We start from the raw sequence: 24554 nt of genomic DNA, 5'->3' as shown, positions 1-24554 counted from the left end.
GGGAGTGGGATCGTTGACGGAAAGCAGCATTACTAAGTTTGCGGGTATTTATGTCGCCATGTATTCCGCATATGATGCGGAAGGAAACGTAGACAAGCAACGTGTCAAACAGCTTGCAAGATATTACGCATCGGCAGGGGTCAAAGGCTTGTATGTCGGAGGCAGCTCCGGCGAGGGCATGCTGCAGAACGCACAGGAACGCAAGCAGGTGCTCGAAGCGGTTATGGAGGAGGTTAAGGGAGAGCTGACCGTTATCGTTCATGTCGGAGCCAACTCGACTCGCGAGAGCGTGGAGCTGTGCCGGCACGCGGAACAAGCGGGAGCAGATGCCGTCTCTTCGGTGCCATCCATTTATTACAGACTTTCGGAACAGGCTGTGGAGAACCACTGGCAGCATATGATCGACAGCACCAGCCTGCCGTTTATCATTTACAACATTCCGCAGACGACCGGATTTCATCTTTCCTTCGAACTGTGTAAACAGCTGGCTCGGCAGTATAAAGTCATTGGCGTCAAAATGTCCGGGGAAAGCACGTTTGAACTGCAGCAGCTCAAAGAAGCGGGTGGCGATGATTTTCTCGTCTTCAACGGGCCGGATGAACAATTTCTGGCAGGAAGAATCATGGGCGCCGATGGCGGTATCGGCGGCACGTATGGCGTCATGCCGGAGCTGTTCTGCGAACTGGACGCGTTATTCAGGGATAACCGCCTGACGGATGCCCGGAAACTGCAAATTGAAATCAACGGATTTATCAAGCGGCTCCTCGGCTATCCTTCGCTATATGGAGCATGTAAATATATACTAAGCCTCCGCGGCATCGAAACAGGCGAGCCGAGGCTGCCGCTGCTGCCCGTGCTCCGTTCGCATCACGAATCCTTGGTTCGGCTGAACCAAGACATACAGGAGGTTGTGAACCGGGTGAAGATGCGCTCCTAGATCAAATACCCGGAAGCCCGAAAAAGCCCCTTACCCGGGGGCTTTTTACTATATGAATGCCTTAATATGGAGCAATATGGGATAAGGCCACTTGAACAGGGAGCGAAAATACAGGGACAGGCCATTCGCGTGAGGGACAACGGTTTAATCTTCTGGCCGTGCACCGGCTTCCAAGGCTTCCTGAATCAGCACCTTGCTGCCTGTCTTCGCGCTTTCCAGTGCTGCCAGTACCATAGCCATGCTGTAGATGTTGTCACTGCAGTCCGTTTCCGGCTTGCGCCCCGCTTCAAGGGCCGCGAACATTTCATCCAGGCACCCGTGATGAAAGGTGCTGCGCATAGGTTCCAGCACACCCGGCACGCGCGTATACTCGCGGATAAATTTGCCGCCCTGATCCCCCTCGGTGACAACTTCGGCGTAAGGTTCGCCGTGCCCGTCCCAAACGGCCGTACCCTTGTCACCGGTCACACGCCAGGAAGCCTCCCAGGAGGTCGGCATCCCCTCTGCGCACCAGGAGCCGCGGTAATTGAACACAGAGCCGTCGGACATTTCGAAGATGCAGATGGCCATGGCATTCCCTGCGTACCAGGACCCCGGAGGGTTGAATTCATGGCAGTATACCGAGACTGGATTGGCTCCTGTGATGAGCCGTGCCTGGTCGAAGGTGTGGATCGCCATGTCCAGGAGCAGGGGACTGGCCATCGCTTCGCGGAAGCCGCCGAAATGGGCGCCGATAAAAAAATCCGCCCCGACGAAACCGGGCTGTCCGATGGCACCATCGGCAATCAGCTGGCGGAGGGCGCGGATCCGAGGATCGTACCGCCGATTCTGCATCACGGCATGCGTGCGCCCGGTCAGCGCCGAGATCCGGACGATGTCGAGACAATCCTCCAGCGATTCCGCCAGCGGCTTCTCCGCAAACACGTTGCAGCCCAGTTCCAGAGCGGCCGTGCTCACGCCATGATGGCTCGAAGGAACGGTCACGTCAAAAACCAGATTTGCTCCCGAAGCCCGGATGGCCTCTTTCACATCCGTAAATACCGGGCAATCGAGCGATTTGCGCTCAGCCAGCGCGAGCGCCGATTCCTTTTGGATATCCGCCAATCCGACGATCTCGGTGTCATCCCGTCCGGCCGCATATTCGACCCAGGCATTCGCCATGCCGCCGCAGCCCGCGACGACGACTTTATACTTTGCAGTCATCCTGCTTCCCCCTACACCGGATTCGGAACGAAATCCCCGCCCCGGCAACGTTTTAAATAATTCAATGCGTGGACCTGGCCCGTCATTTCCAGCTCTCCTGAATAGACCGGATCATGCCAGCCTTCAATATCAATTGTCCCTTGATATCCGTTCTGCCGCAGAATGGTCATAATATCCGACCAGTTGCTGTCACCAAATCCGGGTGTGCGATGCCAGACGAACGGCTGATTGCCGTGTACGCCATGTTCTCTGATGACATCCCATGCGATGGTAGCGTCCTTACCGTGCACATGGAACACCTTAGGCGCCCATTTGCGGAGCTGAGGTATCGGATCGATGAGGCTGACCATTTGATGGCACGGCTCCCATTCCAGCCCGAGATTGTCTGATGGCACGGCATTGAACATCATTTCCCATGCCGCCGGGTTATGGGCGATATTCCAGTCCCCGGTCTTCCAGGTACCGTCCATATCGCAGTTTTCAAAAGCCAGCTTCACGCCTTGGTCTGCCGCCCGTCTTGCCAGCTCTCCAAAAACTTCTTTGAACTTCGGGATGGATTCGTCAATGGGGCATCCCGTCAAGCGGCCCGTGAAACCGGATACAATTTCAGTGCCGAACAAATGGGCGTGATCGATCAGCCGCTCCCAGGTGGCCAGCGTGTCCGCATTGTCGCCTTTACCGGTCAAAGGGTTACCGAACACGCTGATAGCCGAAATCACAAAATCATGCTCATCCCCCAATTCTTTCATCCGTGCAGCAAGCTCCTTCAGGTCAGTGCCCCCCGAGGTTTGCCAAAACGTGAGATTAAATGATTCGAAGCCGTACTTGGCTATCTGCGGGATTACCCGTACCGCGTCAGCGCCGCCGACCAGCGTTCCGATCCGCAAGTTGTTGGTGTCCATGATTGTGATCACTCCTATATTGACATATCGTATTCGTTACACCACCATTATAGCGGGGAGGCAAGCTGTTTTCTCTAACCGATCTTGTGGAATACTAGTCTGATTTTGAGGGGGTATGGGCGTGACCTATCCTAGGGACTTATGGGAGAATACCGCGCTGGAGAACACGGTATACCCGTTTCAACTTTTTCAGAACCGCTGCTCCGGCACTCACGCCGGTCACTGCATTTTGTACTTGCATTGGCACGAGCATTTTGAACTCCTCGTCATGAGGCATGGCAGCGCCGTCTTCCATGTTGACAGCCGTCCTTATACGGTAGCGAAAGGGGATGTCCTCATGATTCCCGGGGGGAGCCTGCACGTCGGTTACTCCCTCGTTGAAGGCGACCTCCATTACGACTGCATTGTCGTCAACGCTTCCCTGTTTAATGACTGGCTGCATGATCCCGTTCATCATCAATTTGTCGCGCCTTATTTGGAAGGCAGGCTTCAGTTTCCAGTGAAGATCTGCCGCCATGAAGAACATAGCGGATATGTGGCCCTCTTAGAGGAGAGCATCACGGAGCTCCGCCTCAGGCTTCCGGCTTACCAGCTGACGGTGAAATCCAGGCTGCACCTTTTCTTGACGCTGATGGCCAGGGAGAATAAGCCAAGCGCAGAAAAAGCCGATGCGCGTGGTGCATATTTCCCCAACCGGGAGAGATTTAAGCAGCTGATCAGGCAGATCGAATCGAACCTTTCGGATAAGGTTACCGTCGAGGAGGCAGCCCGGCAGGTCAACCTGAATCCGTATTATTTCTGCAAGCTGTTCAAGCGGTTAACGGGCCGGACCTTTATTGAATACATCCATATTTGCAGAGTGAAGGAGGCCCGCCGGCTTCTGACCGAAACCAACGAGTCCGTGACGGAAATCGCGTTGCTAGTGGGCTTTGACAATCCGAATTATTTTACGAAGCTTTATAAAAAGCACCTGGGGATCACGCCATCCATGGAAAGAAAATTGGATCCAAACGGGTCCCGCTAATGAAACAAACCGGGTCTCGCTTAAAGGCGGCAGCATGCTTGACTGCATGAACCATCTTATGATACTTTCTTCAATATAAAAATGAGGGAGGGATAAAGCATGACAATTTCCGAGCTTGTAGATGATCAGGTGAGCCTGTCTTTGAGAGCAACATTTGGCAAGGTTCACCCAATCACAAATCAGATACCGGAGCTTTATCCTTCTATGCATAGATATCGGAAGTGACTTGTTTTTAAGCTGGTCGCTTGTTTTTGTATAGCTTGGTTAATGTATTGCAGGAAAGCACCGGTGCATCGGTGCTTTCTTTTGCTTTGTCTCCGTGTAATAGGAGATCGTTAACGATGAAGCAACATTCTAAATATGAGCGAATCCGCGGGATTCTTTTGGCCCTTAAGCAGCCGGATTATAGATACAAGCAGCTAACGGAAGCCATTTTCAAACAGAAAATCAGGCATTATGATGACATGAGCTGCTTGCCCAAAGCCGTAAGACACGAGTTGATCAAGGAAATGGGTGACGATGTGCTGAGTATTACACCCAAAATCGTGCAGCAATCCAAGCAAGTGAGCAAGATTCTTTTTGCGATTCCGGGTGACGAACATATCGAGACCGTAAAGTTAAGTTATAAAAATGACTGGGAATCTTACTGCATTTCTTCCCAATGCGGCTGCGGATTTGGCTGTACCTTTTGCGCTACGGGTACCCTTGGGCTAAAAAGAAATCTGACGCCGGATGAAATCACGGATCAGCTGCTGTATTTTCACTTGCATCATTCCTCACTGGATAGCGTGTCGTTTATGGGGATGGGGGAAGCGCTTGCCAATCCGTACGTATTCGAGGCTTTACAGGTACTGACCAATCCCGATCTTTTCGGCTTGGGGCATCGGAGAATTACGGTGTCAACCATAGGCATTCTTCCGGGAATCAAGAAATTAATGAAGGAATTTCCACAGATGAATCTCACCTTTTCTCTTCACTCTCCCTTTCCGGATCAGAGAAGCGAGCTCATGCCCATCAATCATCATTATCCGTTAGAAGTAGTGATGGGGCTGCTCGATGAGCATATTCAAACGACCAAACGAAAAGTCTACATTGCTTATATCCTTCTCCGGGAGGTCAATGACTCAGCCGCGCATGCCGCAGCTGTTGCTGATTTACTGCAGGGAAGAGGCTCATGGGAACATTTGTATCATGTTAACCTCATTCCTTACAATTCCACCTCTGCGACTTCGCGAAGTTATCAAGAATCGGATCGGAGCAGAATCAACCTCTTCCTTCAAATCTTAAAGGCAAAAGGAGTCCATGTTACCGTCAGAACCCAGTTTGGTTCCGAGATCAACGCAGCATGCGGTCAGCTGTACGGATCACAGTGAAATGATGAAAATAATCCGGGCCTAAAGGAGGGAGTTCCCATGGTTCTTAAAAACGGCAACGAAGGAAACCGGTTGGCATCCGGTACGGGGACTGGCACATACGGCTTTCGTTTCTCTGCGCCTTCACACTTGGCGCTGTGCGAATTGTTTGCGGTCGGACGGGATGAGATCAGGCACCCGTCATACCGATGGGATGGCGACGTGCGGAAGGATGGCCCGTTGCTGCTGTTCCAGTACACGCTGGAAGGCGAGGGGGTATTCGAATCGGGGACGGAGACGTACCGAATCGGTCAGGGCCGTGCGATCATGGCAGAAATTCCCGGCAATCACCGCTATTATTTTCCGTCTGACGGAACGCATTGGTCCTTCGTCTTTATTCTGATGCGGCCGGCGCTCATCCTGCCGAATTGGGAAGAAGCGAAGCTCCGGTTGGGGGAGGCCCCCTTCCTGCTGCCCGCAAGTCGTCCCGTCCGGGCGCTGCAGGAGATTTGGAATCAAGCGGGCCACGGCAGGATTACCGACCCGTACACGGCCTCATCATGCGTATATTCTTTCATATCTGAATTGTGCCGGTATGCGGTAGCGCCGCATGACGAACAGCGGAACTGGCCCGATAAAGTGCGCAAGGCCGCCGAGTACATGGATACGAATTACCACTCGATGATCAGCCTGGATCAGCTGTCGGATCGGCTCGGATGGTCGAAATACCATTTGCTGCGCACGTTTGCGGCGGTGGTAGGTCAGACGCCAAGCGAATATTTGAATCGGGTCCGGATTGAACAGGCGATGCGGCTGCTGCGAGAGACGGACATGAGCGTTGAACAGATCGCCGAACAAGTTGGTTATTCCGGTGGCAGTTACCTGATCAAGGTGTTCCGGAAAATGACCGGATTGACGCCCGGAGGTTTCCGCTCCGAAGAGGGGCAGCTGACGTTCAGCCGGATGTTTCTTGAAGATTATAACGTGGATAAGCGTTTTAATGATTAATGGTGCTTTGGACAGCAATATTGTACTGTGATAGACGAAAGATTACTATGGAGACGTTGTTCTTCCCGGGCGTAATATGAAAGGCGTAAAGCAATATTATTCTACGAAATCATTTCGGGAGGAACGTCATGCAGCATCATTCGTTTGCACCAACACCCCCGATGGGGTGGAACAGCTGGGATTGTTACGGCGCGACGGTTACGGAAGCGGAAGTCCGGGGCAACGCCGAATATATGGCGCGGCATTTAAAGAAATACGGCTGGGAATTCATTGTCGTGGACATTCAATGGTATGAACCGGGAGCCGTATCCGACCTTTACAGACCCTTCGTCCGGCTCGAAACGGACGGTTACTCGCGGCTCGTGCCGGCGGTGAACCGCTTTCCGTCCGCAGAGGGGGGGCGTGGCTTCAAGCCTTTGGCGGATGACGTGCACAGCCTCGGTTTGAAATTTGGAATCCACATGATGCGCGGCATTCCGCGGCAGGCTGTGCATGATCATACGCCGATCAAGGGAACGAAGGTGACGGCACGGGATATCGCCCATACCTGCTCCTTCTGCGGGTGGAACACGGACATGTACGGCGTCGATGCAAGCAAGGAAGGGGCGCAGGAATATTATCATTCCTTGTTTGAAATGTATGCCGAATGGGGTGTCGATTACGTCAAGGTGGATGATATTGCGGATTCTTGGCTGCACGGGGGACCGCATTTGGCGGAAATGGAGCTGATCCGGAGGGCGATCGACCATGCCGGCCGTCCGATGGTGCTCAGCCTGTCCCCCGGTCCTGCACCCGTCAAGCATGCTGATTTCCTTGAAGCCAACGCCAACATGTGGCGGATGACCGACGATTTCTGGGACCGCTGGCCGCTGCTGCTTGATATGTTCGACCGCTGCGAGACTTGGCAGGGGCGGCCTAAGCCCGGCTGCTGGCCGGATTGCGACATGCTCCCGCTGGGCCGTATCGGCGTGCGGTGCAGCCATCCCGACCGTATGACAAGCTTTACGCGAGACGAGCAGCTCACAATGATGACGCTGTGGACGATCTTCCGTTCGCCGCTCATGTTCGGCGGCGAGATGCGCAATAACGACGAGTGGACTTTATCGCTTCTGACCAACCGGGATGTGCTGGACATGCACCGGAACAGCTTTGGCGCCCGGCTGGTGAGTCGGACTGCAGGCCGGGTAATATGGGCTGCTGAGGGCCCCCATGGGGAGCGTTACGCCGCGCTGTTCAATATCGGTGAGGAAACTGCTGACATTTCCGTAGCACTGGCAGAGTTAGGCATTTCTGGCCCGGCATATGCGGACAATCTGTGGACCAGAGAGGAGCGCCGGGAGCTGGCCGGCACTTTGGCTGCTACGGTTGCTCCTCATGGAGCCGCTTTATTCCGGATCATAACGGAATGAATCCTTCATGCATTTGATTTATCCGTTATTGGTTCTTGTTTGGCGGCGTACAGGCTGCAGAAATGATGAGAGGAAGTCTATCTTTTTAAAGATAGGCTTCCTTTTTTGTCAGGATGATCGTTTGAATGATTTTGTAGAGAAGAGCCGAACCGCTCCAGGACCGCATGAAATTTCCGTTCCACAGTCTAGCTGACCCATGTGACTATATATCAATTAGTTGTTGGTATACATCATTGTTTAAATCAAGGGAGTCATTTACAATTTTTTTAAAATTTAGCGCTAAGCTCTAAACTGAATCTGAAGTTGTGTGGACCACATTTTTAGGATGGAGGTGTTCCAGATAAGCCGATGAAGCTGCTTGCTAGAGTATTCATAGTGAATGGAATCCGTTCTCTGCATGCCTTTGAAAGCGATTACATGACAACGCCGCATAAAGACGAATTCTATGGGAAGGTGACATGATGCGTATACAAAATTACAGCAGAAGAGGCATGTCTGTGAGGAAATTCCTGTATATACTCCCGTTCATGCTTATGCTTGCTGTCTTTGCGTACTACCCGCTATACGGATGGGTTTATGCTTTCTTCGACTACACGCCGCCGATTCCGCTGTCCCGATCGCCATTTGTAGGATTACAATGGTTTCGTTCCTTGATCGAAAATGAGGTCAAAATTAACCAGCTTCTTCAAGTCATCAAGAATACGTTTGGCATGAGCGGTCTGATGCTGCTGTTCTCTTGGCTTCCCATGATCTTCGCCATATTCCTGAATGAGATGAAGGCGGTACGATTTCGGAAGTTTGTGCAGACGGTGACGACGCTGCCGAATTTTATCAGCTGGGTTTTGGTCTATTCTCTGGCGTTTACCATGTTTTCCAGCGAAGGCATCATGAACGGTCTGCTGAGGCAGCTGGGTCTGATCGATTCTCCGATCTTATTCCTTCAGAACACGGATCATGTATGGATGACCATGTGGTTATGGACGATCTGGAAAACACTCGGATGGTCCGCCATTCTGTACATAGCGGCAATCACAGGTATCGATGATTCCCTGTATGAAGCGGCTCATGTCGATGGAGCGACGAGAATGCAGGTGATATGGAACGTCATCCTCCCGAGCATGCTCCCGACGTATTTTGTACTGCTCATGCTGCAAATCGCGGGCTTTCTGAATAATGGCTTGGAGCAGTACTTCGTATTTCAGAATGCATTCAACAAGGAAAACATACAAGTGCTGGATCTGTATGTCTACAACCAGGCGATGGGAGGCGGCAGCTATTCCGTATCGGTCGCGATCAGCATGCTGAAGAGTCTGATCAGTGTCATTCTTCTCTTTTCGGTGAATGGAATGTCAAAATTGTTAAGAGGAGAGGGCATTGTATGAGAAAAGCCGTTCCGACGAGTGCGACCGACAAAATGATCACCGTTTTGATATATGTCCTTTTTTCCCTGTTTGCCTTCGTTTGCGTCTATCCGTTTTACTCCATCATCATTAATACGATCAGTGCTAACGATATCAGTGCCAGAGGGGATGTCGTCTTTTATCCAAAACAAATCCACTTCCAGAATTATTTGGATGTCTTTAAAATACCGGGTCTGTGGAATGCAGCCTTGGTCTCTCTTGGCAGAACATTGATTGGAACGCTGCTGACGGTTGGAGCTTCCGCCTTTTTGGGATTCATGTTCTCCCAGGAGGATATGTGGGGGAGGAGGTTCTGGTACCGCTTCACCGTGATTACGATGTTTTTTAATGCCGGGATTATTCCGTGGTACCTCACCATGAGATCCCTGCATTTGACCAACAACTTTTTGGCCTATATTCTGCCGACGATCGTTGCCCCGTTTTTCATCATTCTTGTCAAAACCTTCGTGGAATCGACGCCAAAGGAATTGCAACAGGCGGCAAGCATCGACGGGGCGGGAACGATGACGATCTTCTTCAGAATCATATTGCCGTTAAGCAAGCCTATACTAGCTACGGTTGCCATATTCACTGCCGTGGATCAGTGGAACTCCTTCCAGGATACGCTGCTGCTCGTGACGGACAGTAGATTGTACACGCTGCAATTCATTCTTTATAACTACATCAATCAGGCAAGCTCATTATCGACCATGGTCAATCTGCAAAATGCCGGTTCAACCGCCATGGCGAGTCTGGCCACAGAGCAAACCACAACTTCCATCCGCATGACGGTCACCATCATCGTCGTCGCACCCATATTGCTTGTGTATCCGATTTTCCAGAGGTTCTTCGTCAAGGGAATCATGATCGGGGCGGTCAAAGGGTGATTGCTGATATGTACATGAGAATTAAACAATGGATCAGGAGGATTGCTAATGAGTAAGAGCAGGGAAGCAGCCAAAAAATCGATCGTGACACTGTTCGTTTGCCTCTTCATGGCCTCGGCCAGCCTTGCCGGATGTGGAAGCGCATCCAATGAGGAAGCAGGCAATGAAGCTTCGAACTCCCAAGATAAAACAGCCATAGACCACAGTAAGCCGCTGACGATTACGGTGTTCGATAACGCGGCGAATTACCAGGGAGAGCAGACCGGATGGTACGGTAAGCTGCTCAAGGACAAATTCAATCTGACGCTGAACATTCTGGCTCCGCAGGTTGCCGGCGATCAGTTATACAAGACCAGGTCGGCAGCAGGAAATCTGGGGGATCTCCTGATCATTGATAACAGTCAGCTGGAAGAACTCATCCCGGCCGGCCTGATTATGGACATCTCGGACAAGGTCAAGAATACCAAGTATTTGTCCAAATATGTGGATAATCACTTCAAGCCGTTCAACGAGGCTTTTGACAAAGTCAATCCGGACGGCAAAATTTATGCGATGCCGACGTTTGTGGCCGATACTTCGCCCACGACGTATTCGGAAGATCAGCCCTACTCGAGCCCGATTTTGCCTTGGGATTATTACAAGGGAATAGGAGCTCCCAAGCTGAACAATTTGACCGATCTGTTGAATGCACTCAAAAAGATGCAGGAAAAGTATCCCCGGACCCCGGACGGAAAACCGATTGTTCCGATCACCTTGTGGAAGGATTGGGATGGCGGAGGGATGGAAAACGTGCGCTGGCTGAGCAACTGGTACGGCTTTGAGCAGCCGGACGGAACGACTACCATCCAGCTGAACGCCAAAGGGGATGTCGTTCCGCTGATCGATGACAACAGCATGTACAAAAAGATTTTGCAGTTCTATTTTACGGCGAATCAAATGGGGCTGATCGATCCGGATTCCGCATCGCAGGACTGGAACAAGGTCTCGGAAAAGCTGACGAACAAGCAGGTGCTTCTGTTATGGTACTCCTGGCAACGAGGCTTCTACAATTCCATTGAACGAGGCAAAAACGGCGATGGCTATGTTTCCGTCCCGATCGCAGATTCCCGGATCATTCAGACCAGTGATGCCTATTACGGCAACGGAAGGGTCTTTGCCATCGGCTCTAAGGCGAAGAACCCGGAAAGAATCATGGAATTCCTCGACTGGTCGGTTTCTCCAGAGGGCTTGCGCTACTACACGAACGGTTTTGAAGGATTCAACTACGAAAAGACGGAGGGCGGGAAGTTCAAGCTGACCGAAGCAGGACAAACCGCTTTTCAGAAGAACACCCCCGTACCGGATCAATATGGGGGCGGCGGTTACCAGGACGGACAGAGCAAGATCAATAGCATGATCATGAGCGATTTTGTGAAGGACCCGGACACCGGCGAATTCTATAACAACAACTACTGGAGTACTACCCTGGAAGCGAACAAGACCGCCTTGACCACGGATTGGCAGAACACCTATAGCGCAAAGAACGCAACAGACTACTACCAGAAAAATAAGATGATCGACATCGTACCGAACATTAATACGAGCTTCGGCGTCGATTCGTCGGATATCAAAAACAAACGAAGTCAGATTTCGGACTATGTAAAGAATGCATCCTGGAAAATGGTGTTTGCAAAAAATCAGGCGGAGTTTGACCAGCTGTGGGCCAAGATGAAGACCGATGTGGCAGGCCTCGGCTGGAATGAGGTACTTGCCTCGGATACGGCAAAGGCGCAAAAAATCGTGAAAATGCGCGCGGATGCTACAGCAGGTAAATGAAGGGGGAAATCAAATCATGCTTCGAATTATAGAGGTTGAAAACGGGTTGGTGCAGGGACTGCCGGCAGCCGATCCACGGATTACGAGCTTCAAGGGAATTCCGTTCGCCGCTCCGCCTGTAGGCGAAAACCGATGGCGTGCCCCTCAGCCGGCCAAGGATTGGGCAGGCGTGCTTAAAGCCTATGAATTTGCGCCGATCTCGATGCAGGTGAGGCAGGAGCTCGACGACAACAATATCTATACCCGGGAGTGGGCCGTGGAACCGGACATCGCCATGGACGAGGACTGTCTCTACCTGAACGTGTGGACACCGGCCAAACGTACCGATGAGAAGCTGCCGGTATATGTCTGGTATTTTGGCGGGGGACTTCAGGTTGGCCACACGGCTGAAATGGAGTTTGACGGTGAACGTATCGCCAGGAGAGGGATCGTAGTCGTCACGATCAACTACCGCCTCAATGTGTTCGGATTTTTATGCCATCCCGAAATTACGGCGGAAGCGCCGGAGGCTCCAGCTAACTTCGGCAACCTCGATCAACAGGCGGCGACGAGATGGGTCAAGCGCAATATTGCGGCTTTCGGCGGCGATCCGGATAACATCACGATCGGCGGCCAGTCCGCCGGCGGAGGGAGCGTGATGACGCAGCTGACTTCGCCGCAGAACGAAGGGCTCTTTCAGAAGGCGATTGTCCAAAGCGGGATTTTTACGAAGCTTTATCCGGGAACCCGTACGCCTCCGCTCCGGAATCATTTGGCGGAAGCCGAGCAGGATGGCGTGAAATTTTTTGACTATCTCGGCGTAACGTCGCTTGCGGAAGCCCGGCAGCTGGATGCTGCCGTTCTCCGTGATAAGGCAGTGCAGTACCAAGGCTTTTGGGGCACCGTCGGGGATCAGGTGTTCAGCACAGGCAACCCGTTTGATCTGTTCCTTGATCACAAGCGCTGGAAGGTGCCGGTTATGCTCGGTCACACGTCCTCCGAGTTCTTCAGCGTTCCGGATGCCGAAACGTCTGAGGATCTGAAGAAGCTGGCCGCGGACATGTTCGGAGACGATGCAGATGCGTTCCTGGAGCTTTGCGGCGCGCAATCGGGCAGCATCGAGGAATGCCGGAAGAAGGCTGCGGTGAGCGGCATCGAATATGCCATTCGCATCGCCGCACAGGCCAATGCCGAGAATGGCCCCGGCACCCCATTGTATTATTACAATTTTGATGCGGAGATCCCCGGCTGGGATCATCCGGGCACCTTCCACTCGGTGGATCTCTGGTTTTTCTTTGAAACGCTGGCTAAATGCTGGAGGCCGTTTGTCGGCAAACATTACGATTTGGCCCGGCAAATGTGCAATTACTGGGCGAATTTCATCCGCTCCGGTGACCCGAACGGACTGGATTCAACGGGAGAGGAGCTGCCGCGTTGGGAGCCCTATACTCCCGATGCCCCGTATGGGATGCTTTTTGCAGATCAGGCAGGGTTTTCCCGAGAACAGCCGAGTGAGATCATGAAGTTTCTGGTGGACCAATTTTTCAAGAAAAACAGGCTATCCGTGCAACCCAAGGCTTAGCGTTAAGACGTTCGGGTCTTATCCTTTTACAGACTCCTGGAATTTTCTTGGCGAAGAGCCGGTCATCTGTTTGAACTGTCTGCAAAAATGCTCCACATTTTGGTATCCGCATTGGGAGGCGACTTCAGCAACGCTTTGGGTGCTATGAATCAAATATTCCTTGGCCAAGCGGATGCGGCTGTTGATCACATCTTCCATGCAGGAGACCCTGAAGGTTTTTTTGTAGATGCTCTGCAGATAACCTGGACTGATTCCGAGATAATCTGCCATTTTCGCAACCGTCCAATATTCGCCCGGATCGGTCTGGATCGCCGTTCGGAGTTTCAATAAATGATAGTACTGAGGCGTAATACGCTCATGAAAATAAGATTCCAGCAGCTTGTTGAACAGCGTCCGCAGTAAACAGTCTATGGAAGATGCCCTGTAATCCCGGTGAAACTTATGTTCGATGGTTAACAGTTCAAACAGCTTCTGGCAGTATTCCGGATCTTCCAGGGAAAACGGGACTCCATGCGGCAGCGGCGATTCCGTAATATAGGGTTCATCGGATTCGAAGCGTATCCAGTCATTGATGAAATGATCTGCGCATGCCCGATAGTAAACCTTCTGCTGCGGACGATAAAGGATCACGCTATGCGCAGGGTATTGCTTCAGCTCTCCGTTGACCCAAAACTCCGCAGGAGTCTTGGTGACGACCAGGAGCCAGTGATAGCCCATCGGAACATCGATAACAAAATTGCTTGCGTGTGTCGTGTTGCACTCTACGAAATGGATATGGGCCATCCTTATCCCTCCTTGGCATGTGTCTCTACTATACCATAATGAGGAAAACCTGAAGATAGAGAGAAGGATGGCTCCCCGAAAGAGCTAATAAGCAAACATCGGGATGAGATGTAACATGATGCAATTTCAACGAAAAGGGGAATACCCATGACCGATCATTCAATCTCATTCATAAATAAAGCGGAAGGCCCGGCGGCACCGCGTGACCCGGAATACTTGATTGAGGAAGATCAAGCTGCCGAAGACTTGCGGGATGCCCCCGTTGAATTTGATTCGCCATCCTATCGCGACATGATCGATAAGTCTCTCCTGCACAGGGGGAACAATAAGCGATTGAAAGCGGCCATCGAAAAAGCGAAGAGAGGCGAGCAGGTGACCATCGCCTACATCGGAGGCTCCATCACCCATGGCGCCGGGGCCGTCCCGCTTCATACCCATTGTTATGCATACAGGTCGTGTGAGCTTTTTAGGAAGCGGTTTGCTCCCTCTGAGAATACGGTCCGTCTTATCAAAGCGGGAGTAGGCGGGACGCCCTCGGAGCTGGGAATCGTGCGTTATGATCGGGATGTGCTCCGGGAAGGCACAGTAAGTCCGGATATCGTGGTGGTGGAGTTTGCCGTCAATGACGCAGGAGACGAGACGCGGGGCAATTGCTACGAGAGTTTAGTGCTGAAGGCGCTTGGAGGCGATCATCAGCCTGCGGTGATTTTGCTGTTTAGCGTGTTCCTGAACGACTGGAATCTTCAGGATAGGCTCGCTCCGGTCGGATGGCATTACGACCTGCCCATGGTCAGCATAAAAGACGCCGTTGTGAGGCAATTCGGGTTGGCCAGGGACCAGGGAGGCGTCATCTCGAAAAAGCAATTTTTCTACGATATCTATCATCCGACGAATAGCGGGCATCAGATCATGGCGGATTGTCTGGACCGGCTGTTCGAAAACGCAGACCGATCTGCTCCCGACAAAGAGCATATCCTGACGGATAAGCTGCCGCTGATCGGTCGGGATTACGTCCACACCCGGCTTTTGGACCGTCAGAACGGTGACCGCATCGCCCGGATTGATGTTGGTGGTTTTCTGGAGACCGATATGGACCTGCAGCTCGCGGAAATGGACGATCATGAGTACGGCACACCTCAATTTCCCCATAACTGGATGCATACAGAGGTATCTGGGGACGCTCGGTTTTCAATTACACTCCGGAGCAAGCGCCTCATTCTTGTATTCAAAGACTCGGGAAGCAGCGCTTTCGGAACCGCCGAGATTCGGGTTGACGGGGAGCACAAGATGTTCGCTGATCCGCATGAAGTAAACTGGACGCATTGCAGTGCGGTTATTTTATACGATGAGCAGCAGACGGGGGAGCATACTGTGGAGATCGGCATGACCGGGGGCAGCGAACATAAACGGTTTACCATTCTGGGATTTGGTTTCGTCCCGTAAGATATGCCATCGATGAGAACAGAGACAACAGAACAGGGGAGGAAATAGAAAATGATAGAGATACAAGCAGCGCCAGCGGATTTTGACCAATACAGGGAAAACATCAGCCGCGGACAAATCGAAATTCTGGAGTATAATTCGGAAACCGTCGGCTGTCCCCGTCAAACGTTCATATATACCCCGCCCGGATACTCAGAGCAGCACAAGTATAACGTGCTCTTTCTCCTGCACGGCATAGGCGGGGATGAAGCCGAATGGAAGAATCACGGCCATATAGAGGTGGTGCTCGATAATCTATACGCCGACGGCAAGCTCGAGCCCATGATCGTCGTTCTCCCTAATGGCCGCGCAATGCCGAACGACAGGGCGGAAGGAAACCTATTTGATCCCGACAAGGTGAAAGCCTTTGAGACCTTCGAGTTTGATTTGCTTCATGATCTGATTCCTTTCATAGAATCGAAGTACCCTGTATTCACAGGCAGAGAGAATTATGGTATCGCCGGGTTATCCATGGGCGGAGGGCAGGCATTGAATATCGGGTTGAATCATCTAGACCGCTTTGCCTGGATCGGTGCTTTTTCTCCGGCGTCCAATACCAAGGCCCCCGAGCTGCTCGTACCGATCCCTGATAAAACAACAAACCTTCTCAGGCTGCTTTGGCTTTCCTGCGGCGATCGTGATGACCTGAAACATATCAGTGACCGGACGCACGCTTATTTGGCCAATCACGAAGTGCCTCATGTGTGGTACGAGGACAACGGCGGACATGACTGGCCGGTTTGGAAGAATGATCTGTATCATTTCTCTCAGCTGCTGTTTCGAGCCTAGAGACGTATATCATAGAGAAGCCTGACCTTTGGTTGGAAGGGTTTCTTTTTTTTGATCACTTTTTCTTGGCGAAAGTCATGTTTAAAACTTACAAATGCCATTTAGTTCCTCTATGGCGGTTTCCCGGAAATCGATTTAACATACGAAATGGAGTATTCCTCATTTAGGAGAACGCCTCAGCCCGGCATGCTTCCGGACCGCAGATGGAGGATAGCCCTTCATTTCCTTGAAGAGCTTGCTGAAATAGTAAATATCGTCTATTCCGCACATCTCTGCGGCATTTTTCACGGTAAAGTCACCGGAAGACAGCATCATTTCGGCATTGTTGACGCGAATGCGGTTGACGAACTCCTTGATCGTCGTCCCGGTATTTTGCTTGAATAACTTGCCCAGATAAACGGGGTGAAGCTGCAGCCATTCGGCCAATTCAGAGATTGAGAGATTGTCCGAGTAATGCTCCGCAATGTATTCGGTTAATTTCTGGATCCGCGGATCCATCGGCACGGGCATTTTCCGGCTATGGTTAATGAGTAAACGGTGGAGGATGAGCTCGAACAAGGCGCGTGCTTGAATGTGATAGAACGGTTGTTTGCTCATCCATACATGGTTGAATTCGCGGATATATCCCAGGATCTCCTTGGTGAGCACATTCTTGGTGACGCCATCAAACGGAAGATGAACATGGTTGTGGGGCTCGGCCCAAAAGAAATTGAACGGATACGAATGCATGGGCGACTCTTTGAACGTATGAGCCTCCCTGATGCTTCCCTCAGGGACATAGACCATATCGCCTGCTTCGGCAGTGAATTTCTCTCCGTTAATATAGTAATTCGCCCTGCCTTCCACAACAAACGTTAGATCATGAAAATTGATTTCCGCCTTTTGGATCGACCATTCGGGAAAGCATCTGCGATCGATAAACAGAAAGATATTCGGAACAAGATGGGGATGTTGCTCAATATCCACGTACACAGCCTCCTAATAGCTAGTTAATAGATTTCGATCACGAAATGATCATCGAGTTTGTACGGCTCGTTTGCGGCTATGTCCTGCTACTCGAATCTTAACAAACCTGAATTATTCGTGGTAGCCGCAAGGGAAGGACAGGACAATCTGGCTTTGAACCATTTCAACATAAATTCCCGAATTCAGAAAGGGGAAAATGTAAAAATCAGGTATACAGGTAAAGAGATGCGGATTGTGTTAATAACAAGATCGGTGAATAATGAAATTGATGCGCTTTTAATATGAAGAAATGAAACGGGGTGTACACATGCGTATTTCCAGAATAAGCATGATTTCGCTTCTTCTTGCTGTAACCTTCCCTTTGTCCTTTCTGGCATCATGTGATAGAAGCGCAGAAAAGAAGCAAGGCGCCTTATCGGTAAAAAGTGAAGGATACAGAGAGCTGGGTTTAAGTAAGTACAACCCGCCGATCGAGCTTACTTTCGTACGGGAGATGAGTGATGATTTAGAGAACCTGATCCATGCTTTTCCAGGAGAAACGCTTGAAGACAATCGGTGGACCCGCCTGTATGAACAAGTTCTGGGCATCCACATCAAATATGAATGGACGGCAACAGGCACCCTCTATAACCAAAAGCTGGGCGTGGCTCTTGCCGCGGGAAATTTGCCTGATGTCGTGAAAGTCAATGCGGAGCAGCTGCGCCAGCTGAGCCGAGCAGGCCTGATTCAGGATTTGTCCGAAGACTATGAGAAATATGCAACGCCGTTCACGAAGGAAATATTGAGCCAGGAAGGAAATGGACCGTTCGAAGCGGCTACCGTAGACGGAAAATTGATGGGGATACCCGAGACAAGTGCATCGATTGAGGGAGCGCAGTATATCTGGATCCGGACCGATTGGCTGGATCGTCTTGGTCTGCAGCCGCCCCAAACTATGAATGACGTGCTTAATATTTCGAAAGCGTTTACAGAGAAAGATCCGGACCAAAACGGACGAAACGATACATGGGGGCTCCCGGTAACCCAATATTTGTGGGATCCCACAATGGGACTGTCGGCTTTCATGGCTGGCTATGAAGCCTTTCCTAATATTTGGATTAAAGATTCATCCGGAAAACTGGTCTTTGGGGCTGTTCAGCCGGAGGTCAAAAACGCGCTTAAGGTTCTCCAGGACATGTACCGCAATGGCCAAATTGACGAGGAATTTATGTTTAAAGACGGGATCAAGATCAAAGAACAGATCACCGCCGGCAAATACGGCCTGATGTACGGCGAACAATGGGGCTCGTTTATCGTGCAGGCCAATCATGAGCGGGATCCGCAAGCAAGGTGGAAGGCTTTTCCCATCGTATCGGCGACAGGAAAGACTGCGAAAGTGCCACTCCGCTTCGGTACCCATCAGTTCTTTGCCGTCCGCAAGGGGGCTGCGCATTCCGAGGCTATTATCAAGCTGTTCAATTTGCACCTGGAAAAGAACTGGGGAGCAACGGCGGAGTTTGAAACCTATTACAGCACTCCTTATCCGGCATGGCAGCTTTCACCTGTTACTCCGTATCCTGCACTCAAGAATCTGGATGCCTACCATCAAATGGAAGAGGCCCGCCGAACCGGAAATCCTTCTGTGCTGAGGGATGAGGCGAGAGCGATTCAAAAAAATATCGAGGCTTATCAGACACGGGGCGATCCGTCCGGCTGGGGCTGGGAACGAACCTATGGCCCGTCGGGAGCTTTCTCCATCCTTGATCGGTATCGAAGGAACAACCAGTTGTTGTATGAGAGTTTTGTAGGTGCGCCAACCGATACGATGATCGAAAAACAATCCATCCTCGACTCACTGACGATGGATACGTTCACCAACATTATATTAGGCCACCCCGTTGAGGAATTTGATCGCTTTGTCGAGGAGTGGCATCGTCTGGGCGGTGACAGTATGACAGCTGAAGTCAATGCATGGTATTAGGACAAACAGAAAGATTAGGGCAACGGAGGCGTTGATTTGATAAGGATTCCTGTGTATTCATTGCGTCATACCATCCTGGCCAGACTCGTTCTCGTATACCTGGTGGTGATCCTCCCGCTTATTCTGCTCGGCGTTTACTTATACAATTGGAGTTACAAGAATGCAAGCGAAGATATATCGAGAAATGCGCTGGCGCAGTTATCGTCCTATCTCGATGGGCTGAACCGCGAAATCGAATGGCTTGAAATTCAGCAGTTCGATATTTTGCAGGAAAGCGAGCTGAATAAAATTGCCGTCACCTGGGAAATGATGGACAGCGCAGAGAAAAGGTCCAGTGTGAATTATTTGCTCCACCGTCTGACATCCATAAAAAACAGCAGTCCTTACATTCAAGACATTTATGTCCATATTTCCTCCATCGATAAAACGATTTCTGCAAGTAACGCGGTTCGCACCCTGGACCGGCATCGGTATGACCAGATACGATCCATTGGGAAACAAAACGGCAGCCGGCTTGTGCGGCAGGACGATTCGCTGCAGTTGACCGCATCCAAGTTCGGCGGGAAGAATGAAGAGGATCCGCTGTATCTCGTTCAAATCGATTTGGATAACAACAAGCTGAGGGATTCCATGAAACCGCTTGGCGTGTATCCTGAAAGCGGCACGATTCTGATCGCGGAGAAGGTTGGATTCACATTATCCAGCACGGGCACGCCACCAGAACTGCTGGATGATTATATGAAGGCAGCCCGGGACTTGGCAGGCAATACGATGCTGCTCGATATCGGAGGAAGGGAATACCATTTTGATATCGCCAAGTCCGACAAATTGGAACTCACCCTCGTTTCGTACTTACCGGAAGGAACGGTCAAAAGGCCGCTCATCAAATTCAATTTATGGGCGTGGGTTTTCGCAGTGACATCGGTTTTTGCGATTGTGGTCTATGCCTTTTCGACATACCGCTACGTGCATCGTCCGCTGCTATCGCTTGTACAAAGCTTTCGCCGGATGGAGGGAGGAACCCTCGATATTCCGATCCAGCATGGGCAAAAGGATGAGTTCGGCTACCTTTATGACCGGTTTAACCAGATGCTAATCAAGCTCCAATCCTTGATCGACCAGGATTTCAAGCAAAAATTGATGATGCAGAAGGCGGAATTGAAGCAGCTGCAGTCGCAAATCAAACCTCATTTTCTGTATAACAGCTTCTTTATCCTGAATTCGCTGGCAAAGACAGGCGATACGGATCGGATCGAACGGTTTACGATCATGCTCGGCGAGTATTACCGGTTCATCGCCCGCAATGGGGAGGAACATGTCACGCTGTCGGAGGAAATCAAGCATGCGAGAATGTACACGGAGATCCAGCAGCTTCGCTTCTCCCGCCGAATCCGTGTCCATTTTGACGAGCTGCCGGATGACATGCAGCGCATCAAAGTGCCGAGACTGATCGTCCAACCGATGATCGAGAATGCTTATGAACACAGTCTGGAGAAGCTGCCGGACGAAGGGATTCTTCGCGTCACGTTTGAACGAATAGATTCTGAAATCCTGATCAAGGTTGAGGATAACGGGAACCGCATGGACGATGCCGGCCTTGGGGCTTTGCAGCAACGGGTGTCCGATCCTGCCGAATCCCATGAAATGACCGGAATGATTAATATTCATCGGCGAATTCTGTTAACTTACGGGGAAGGCAGCGGACTATTCTTGTCGAGAAGCACGCTGGGAGGGCTGCAGGCTGCCATTCGCATCAAGTCCTGGGAGGGGAAAGAGGATGTACAGACTGCTTATCGTTGATGATGAAGATATCATTACAGACGGGCTTTACGAAGTATTTAGCGGCCATCAACCGGAGAGGCTCGATGTGTGCAAAGCCTATTCCGCCAAGGAAGCGCTGGCTTGGATGTCGCGTACCAGAATCGATGTGGTCTTAACCGACATTGCCATGCCCGGCATGAATGGACTGGAGTTGTCAGAGGAAATTCAGAAATACTGGCCGAGATGCAGAGTCATCTTCCTGAGCGGGCACAGCGAGTTCGAATTTGCGTACCGCGCCATTCAAATGGCGAATGTCAGGTATGTGCTGAAGACAGAAGGGTACGGAAAAGTGACCGATACCGTGCAGGACGTTCTTGACGAATTGGACCGCGCCCAAATCGACAGCCTGTTGCTGGAGCAGTCCCGGGAACAGCGGCTGGCATTCCAGTTCATGGCGCAAGGAGATTATATGAGGCACCTTCTCCAAAACAGCCGCAGGATATGCGAAGATACGGAAATGCTGCTCAGCGAATTCAACAAGCTGGAGATCCAGCTTGATCCTGCCCAGCCGGTCGTTCTGGTCCTTGGCCGGATTTCCCATCCCGAAGATAAGTCTTACACCGAAAGATGCAACATTCTGTTGTCCGTGAGAAGGATATGGGACTCCTATTTTTCGGGTAGGGCCCGGAGTATGGGAATCATTGACAAGCATGGCGACGTTTTTTGGTTTCTTCAACCGTCCGTGCCGGCTGAAGGCGGACTCGATAACCATTTTGACCGTTTTGTGGAAGGGACAATGGAGCTGATTCAGGGATCATGTCTCAGTTCGCTGGGATTAAACATCGGATTTACGATGAGCCGCGAGGCGTGCAGGTGGGAATGTGTGTCCGGACAGTACGGGCGACTGAGGGAGCTGCAGCAGTTAAGAATGGGAAGCGGAGGAGCGATCATTGTACGCGACGGCTGTGATGCCTTGGATGGATTGGCCTGTAAAGAAAGTTTTGCGGACGGTCAGACAGCGGAGGTGCTGTCGGCTTATCTTGAATCGGGGAGAAACGATGATTTTCTCCAAGTGCTTGAGGAGGTAACAGCCAGAGCGCTGCAGATAAACGGAAAGATACAGTTAACGATCGAAACCTATTATGCGATTGCGCTGATGCTGCATTCCTGCATAGGCCGAATGGGGATGCACGGACATATCGACGATACCGGGAAATTGTTGCAGCTGAACGATCATCCCTCGATAGAGGAGGCTTTCGGTTATTTGAAGCGCGTCGCGGAATCCATCTTCCTGAGCAGACAAACGCAGGAGAGGGACAGGGCCTCGCTGATTGCCGACCGGATCTGCCAGTACATCGAAGAGCACCTGAGTGAGGATTTGTCCCTGGTGCGCCTCGCGGAAATCCACTATTTCAATCCGTCGTATTTGTCAAGGTTCTTCAAGCAGGAGAAAGGAATCAACTTATCTGATTTTATCGACAAATGCCGGGTGAAAAAAGCCAAGGAGATGCTGCGGGACAACGATTTGAAAGTGCGTGAGGTGGCGCTATCCGTCGGTTATGAGGCAGCCCATTCGTTCACCCGTTTTTTCAAAAAAGCAGCGGGGCTCACGCCGCAGGAATATCGGGATACGCTTGCGTTGAATTGAAGCTACGAAAACTAGAGTTTGGCGGGTGATCCGGACGGATCAGACAGGTTGTTCCCGCTGAACGCAAGCCTTACTCTGTTAAGAGAGTTTAGGTTAATACCAAAAATGCTGAGTACGGGAGTTGACACGAAAATGAATGAACTTGTTCATGCACCGATCGGCAAGCAGCCGCGAAACGGAAATCCGCTTGTCGCCCATAAGTTTGGAGCAGACCCCTATGTGCTGGTGTTCGATGGGCGCGTATACCTCTACAATACAGACGATGTATTGGAGTATGACGAGCAAGGAGCGGTCAAGGACAACAGCTATGGCACCATCAATCGCATATCGGTGATTTCCTCGGAGGATCTGGCAAACTGGACGGACCATGGCGCCATTCAAGTGGCAGGTCCGGATGGAGCAGCCAAATGGGCGACGCAGTCCTGGGCTCCCGCGGCGGCTCACAAAAGAATAGACGGCGAAGACCGCTTCTTCCTGTACTTTGCCAACAACGCCAGCGGCATCGGCGTGCTGACCAGCGACAGTCCGACCGGCCCGTGGACCGATCCGATTGGCAGGCCGCTTATCGCAAGAGACACGCCGGGCGTTCCAGGCGTCGTATGGCTCTTCGATCCGGCCGTGCTGGTGGACGATGACGGCAGAGGCTATATTTACTTTGGCGGGGGCGTGCCGGAAGGCCAGGATGAGAATCCCGGGACCGCCCGGATGATGCGGCTGGGTGACGATATGATCAGCGTGGTCGGCGAAGCCGAGCCGATCCCGGCTCCGTTTATGTTCGAGGATGCCGGCATTCATAAGGCAGGCGGTCAATATTACTATTCGTATTGCTCCAACTTCTACAATGGCGATCGGCCGGAGGGAAGTCCTCCGGCAGGGGAGATAGCCTATATGACCAGCACCGGCCCCATGGGGCCATGGACGTACCAGGGAGCGATCCTTAGAAATCCCGGCCATTTTTTTGGTGTCAGCGGCAACAACCACCATGCCATGTTCCAGTTTCACGGGGATTGGTATATCGCTTATCACGCGCAGACATTGTCGAAGGCTATGGGCGTGGCGAAGGGGTATCGGTCGACCCACCTCAACCGGGTGATCATGGACGAAGAAGGTGTGATTCAATCCATTGACGCGGACATGGCCGGCGTTGAGCAGATCAAGCCGCTCAATCCATATGACCGCGTTGGAGCGGAGACGATCGCATGGTGCGCAGGCGTGAATGTGCGTAAGCTTCAGACGGATGGACTGGAACAGGCCGAAGACCTCATGGTTTTAACAGACATTCATCATGGGGACTGGACCTCCGTGTCCGGCGTTGATTTCGGCGCCGGGGCCTCAGCGTTTTCAGCGTCTGTATTCTGCGCGAAGGATGGGGGAGTCATCGAGCTCCGCCTGGACAGTCCTGAAGGCAAATCGATCGGTACGCTTCAAGTGCCTTCGACCGGCGGACATTGGAGCGAAATGGCGACGCCTGTCAGCGGTGCGGAGGGCGTGCATGATTTGTTCCTGATCTTCAAAGGGAAGCCGGATATCGAGCTGTTCCAGATCAATTATTGGCAATTTCGGTAATGTGCCGGTGATCATTATTTGAGAGCTGTAAGAATGCCGTCCGTTTCAACGGGCGGCATTTTTTATTGGACCTTCGCTGCTGAGTGATGGAAGAAAGCTCC

At 51.6% G+C, this 24554-nt stretch carries 19 protein-coding genes; 15 read left to right on the top strand and 4 right to left on the bottom strand.

Annotated elements, in window-relative coordinates:
• The first annotated feature begins 13 nt into the window (after nucleotides 1-13).
• Nucleotides 14-937, top strand: a complete 924-nt coding sequence (locus tag ACTHPM_RS07655) for a dihydrodipicolinate synthase family protein (protein WP_440394597.1) — start codon at nucleotides 14-16, stop codon at nucleotides 935-937.
• Nucleotides 938-1081: 144 nt separating this feature from the next.
• On the opposite strand, the gene ACTHPM_RS07650 is transcribed toward ACTHPM_RS07655, so the two are convergent.
• Nucleotides 1082-2140 carry a Gfo/Idh/MocA family protein gene (locus ACTHPM_RS07650; protein WP_440394596.1) on the bottom strand — a complete coding sequence of 353 codons (1059 nt, stop codon included), beginning with the start codon at nucleotides 2138-2140 and terminating at the stop codon, nucleotides 1082-1084.
• Between the two features lie 11 nt (nucleotides 2141-2151).
• Complete coding sequence (locus ACTHPM_RS07645) at nucleotides 2152-3042, bottom strand: sugar phosphate isomerase/epimerase family protein (RefSeq protein ID WP_440394595.1); 891 nt, start codon at nucleotides 3040-3042, stop codon at nucleotides 2152-2154.
• 121 nt (nucleotides 3043-3163) lie between these two features.
• Between ACTHPM_RS07645 and ACTHPM_RS07640 the strand changes: the two genes are divergently transcribed.
• The 8 genes from ACTHPM_RS07640 to ACTHPM_RS07605 all read left to right on the top strand — a co-directional run bounded on the left by ACTHPM_RS07640 (nucleotide 3164) and on the right by ACTHPM_RS07605 (nucleotide 13498).
• Nucleotides 3164-4066 carry an AraC family transcriptional regulator gene (locus tag ACTHPM_RS07640; protein WP_440394594.1) on the top strand — a complete coding sequence of 301 codons (903 nt, stop codon included), beginning with the start codon at nucleotides 3164-3166 and terminating at the stop codon, nucleotides 4064-4066.
• A 341-nt stretch (nucleotides 4067-4407) separates the two neighbouring features.
• The gene (locus tag ACTHPM_RS07635; RefSeq protein WP_440394593.1) at nucleotides 4408-5439 is read left to right on the top strand and encodes a Cfr family 23S rRNA (adenine(2503)-C(8))-methyltransferase; all 1032 of its coding nucleotides are present in this window, start codon (nucleotides 4408-4410) and stop codon (nucleotides 5437-5439) included.
• A 39-nt stretch (nucleotides 5440-5478) separates the two neighbouring features.
• A complete protein-coding gene (locus ACTHPM_RS07630; RefSeq protein WP_440394592.1) occupies nucleotides 5479-6426 on the top strand; it encodes an AraC family transcriptional regulator in 948 nt (315 codons plus the stop codon).
• Between the two features lie 128 nt (nucleotides 6427-6554).
• Nucleotides 6555-7835, top strand: coding sequence for a glycoside hydrolase family 27 protein (locus ACTHPM_RS07625; protein ID WP_440394591.1), 1281 nt, complete (start codon nucleotides 6555-6557; stop codon nucleotides 7833-7835).
• A 527-nt stretch (nucleotides 7836-8362) separates the two neighbouring features.
• On the top strand, nucleotides 8363-9217 hold the full coding sequence (locus ACTHPM_RS07620) for an ABC transporter permease subunit (RefSeq protein WP_440394590.1): 855 nt from the start codon (nucleotides 8363-8365) through the stop codon (nucleotides 9215-9217).
• Nucleotides 9214-10122 (top strand): carbohydrate ABC transporter permease, encoded by a 909-nt coding sequence (locus ACTHPM_RS07615; RefSeq protein WP_440394589.1) that lies wholly within the window; start codon nucleotides 9214-9216, stop codon nucleotides 10120-10122. Before ACTHPM_RS07620 ends, ACTHPM_RS07615 begins: the two co-directional genes overlap by 4 nt.
• 48 nt (nucleotides 10123-10170) lie before the next feature.
• Nucleotides 10171-11937, top strand: a complete 1767-nt coding sequence (locus ACTHPM_RS07610; RefSeq protein WP_440394588.1) for a hypothetical protein — start codon at nucleotides 10171-10173, stop codon at nucleotides 11935-11937.
• A 16-nt stretch (nucleotides 11938-11953) separates the two neighbouring features.
• The gene (locus ACTHPM_RS07605) at nucleotides 11954-13498 is read left to right on the top strand and encodes a carboxylesterase/lipase family protein (protein ID WP_440394587.1); all 1545 of its coding nucleotides are present in this window, start codon (nucleotides 11954-11956) and stop codon (nucleotides 13496-13498) included.
• A gap of 18 nt (nucleotides 13499-13516) precedes the next feature.
• On the opposite strand, the gene ACTHPM_RS07600 is transcribed toward ACTHPM_RS07605, so the two are convergent.
• A complete protein-coding gene (locus ACTHPM_RS07600) occupies nucleotides 13517-14281 on the bottom strand; it encodes a helix-turn-helix transcriptional regulator (protein ID WP_440394586.1) in 765 nt (254 codons plus the stop codon).
• 147 nt (nucleotides 14282-14428) lie between these two features.
• Between ACTHPM_RS07600 and ACTHPM_RS07595 the strand changes: the two genes are divergently transcribed.
• Nucleotides 14429-15724, top strand: coding sequence for an SGNH/GDSL hydrolase family protein (locus tag ACTHPM_RS07595; protein WP_440394585.1), 1296 nt, complete (start codon nucleotides 14429-14431; stop codon nucleotides 15722-15724).
• A gap of 51 nt (nucleotides 15725-15775) precedes the next feature.
• Nucleotides 15776-16552: an alpha/beta hydrolase gene (locus ACTHPM_RS07590; protein ID WP_440394584.1), complete on the top strand. Its 777-nt coding sequence runs from the start codon at nucleotides 15776-15778 to the stop codon at nucleotides 16550-16552.
• A gap of 159 nt (nucleotides 16553-16711) precedes the next feature.
• Here the strand turns inward: ACTHPM_RS07590 and ACTHPM_RS07585 are convergent, their stop codons facing one another.
• Nucleotides 16712-17518: a helix-turn-helix domain-containing protein gene (locus ACTHPM_RS07585; protein ID WP_440394583.1), complete on the bottom strand. Its 807-nt coding sequence runs from the start codon at nucleotides 17516-17518 to the stop codon at nucleotides 16712-16714.
• A gap of 493 nt (nucleotides 17519-18011) precedes the next feature.
• Between ACTHPM_RS07585 and ACTHPM_RS07580 the strand changes: the two genes are divergently transcribed.
• The 4 genes from ACTHPM_RS07580 (at nucleotide 18012) to ACTHPM_RS07565 (ending at nucleotide 24453) form a co-directional block, all read left to right on the top strand.
• Complete coding sequence (locus tag ACTHPM_RS07580) at nucleotides 18012-19478, top strand: extracellular solute-binding protein (protein WP_440394582.1); 1467 nt, start codon at nucleotides 18012-18014, stop codon at nucleotides 19476-19478.
• Between the two features lie 36 nt (nucleotides 19479-19514).
• On the top strand, nucleotides 19515-21278 hold the full coding sequence (locus ACTHPM_RS07575) for a sensor histidine kinase (protein WP_440394581.1): 1764 nt from the start codon (nucleotides 19515-19517) through the stop codon (nucleotides 21276-21278).
• Nucleotides 21256-22887 carry a response regulator transcription factor gene (locus ACTHPM_RS07570; protein WP_440394580.1) on the top strand — a complete coding sequence of 544 codons (1632 nt, stop codon included), beginning with the start codon at nucleotides 21256-21258 and terminating at the stop codon, nucleotides 22885-22887. Before ACTHPM_RS07575 ends, ACTHPM_RS07570 begins: the two co-directional genes overlap by 23 nt.
• 105 nt (nucleotides 22888-22992) lie before the next feature.
• On the top strand, nucleotides 22993-24453 hold the full coding sequence (locus ACTHPM_RS07565; protein WP_440394579.1) for a glycoside hydrolase family 43 protein: 1461 nt from the start codon (nucleotides 22993-22995) through the stop codon (nucleotides 24451-24453).
• The last annotated feature ends 101 nt before the right edge of the window (nucleotides 24454-24554 follow it).

Source organism: Paenibacillus sp. SAFN-054 (assembly GCF_051966755.1).
Taxonomy (GTDB): Bacteria; Bacillota; Bacilli; order Paenibacillales; family Paenibacillaceae; genus Paenibacillus_AQ.
This window is presented reverse-complemented; position numbering and strand designations above follow the sequence as displayed.

Bases quoted from the DNA above. Each gene is read 5' to 3' on its own strand.
- ACTHPM_RS07650 (WP_440394596.1), bottom strand. From the start codon at position 2,140: ATGACTGCAAAGTATAAAGTCGTCGTCGCGGGCTGCGGCGGCATGGCG.
- ACTHPM_RS07645 (WP_440394595.1), bottom strand. From the start codon at position 3,042: ATGGACACCAACAACTTGCGGATCGGAACGCTGGTCGGCGGCGCTGAC.
- ACTHPM_RS07635 (WP_440394593.1), top strand. From the start codon at position 4,408: ATGAAGCAACATTCTAAATATGAGCGAATCCGCGGGATTCTTTTGGCC.
- ACTHPM_RS07630 (WP_440394592.1), top strand. From the start codon at position 5,479: ATGGTTCTTAAAAACGGCAACGAAGGAAACCGGTTGGCATCCGGTACG.
- ACTHPM_RS07625 (WP_440394591.1), top strand. From the start codon at position 6,555: ATGCAGCATCATTCGTTTGCACCAACACCCCCGATGGGGTGGAACAGC.
- ACTHPM_RS07620 (WP_440394590.1), top strand. From the start codon at position 8,363: ATGCTTATGCTTGCTGTCTTTGCGTACTACCCGCTATACGGATGGGTT.
- ACTHPM_RS07615 (WP_440394589.1), top strand. From the start codon at position 9,214: ATGAGAAAAGCCGTTCCGACGAGTGCGACCGACAAAATGATCACCGTT.
- ACTHPM_RS07610 (WP_440394588.1), top strand. From the start codon at position 10,171: ATGAGTAAGAGCAGGGAAGCAGCCAAAAAATCGATCGTGACACTGTTC.
- ACTHPM_RS07605 (WP_440394587.1), top strand. From the start codon at position 11,954: ATGCTTCGAATTATAGAGGTTGAAAACGGGTTGGTGCAGGGACTGCCG.
- ACTHPM_RS07600 (WP_440394586.1), bottom strand. From the start codon at position 14,281: ATGGCCCATATCCATTTCGTAGAGTGCAACACGACACACGCAAGCAAT.
- ACTHPM_RS07595 (WP_440394585.1), top strand. From the start codon at position 14,429: ATGACCGATCATTCAATCTCATTCATAAATAAAGCGGAAGGCCCGGCG.
- ACTHPM_RS07590 (WP_440394584.1), top strand. From the start codon at position 15,776: ATGATAGAGATACAAGCAGCGCCAGCGGATTTTGACCAATACAGGGAA.
- ACTHPM_RS07580 (WP_440394582.1), top strand. From the start codon at position 18,012: ATGAGTGATGATTTAGAGAACCTGATCCATGCTTTTCCAGGAGAAACG.
- ACTHPM_RS07570 (WP_440394580.1), top strand. From the start codon at position 21,256: ATGTACAGACTGCTTATCGTTGATGATGAAGATATCATTACAGACGGG.
- ACTHPM_RS07565 (WP_440394579.1), top strand. From the start codon at position 22,993: ATGCTGAGTACGGGAGTTGACACGAAAATGAATGAACTTGTTCATGCA.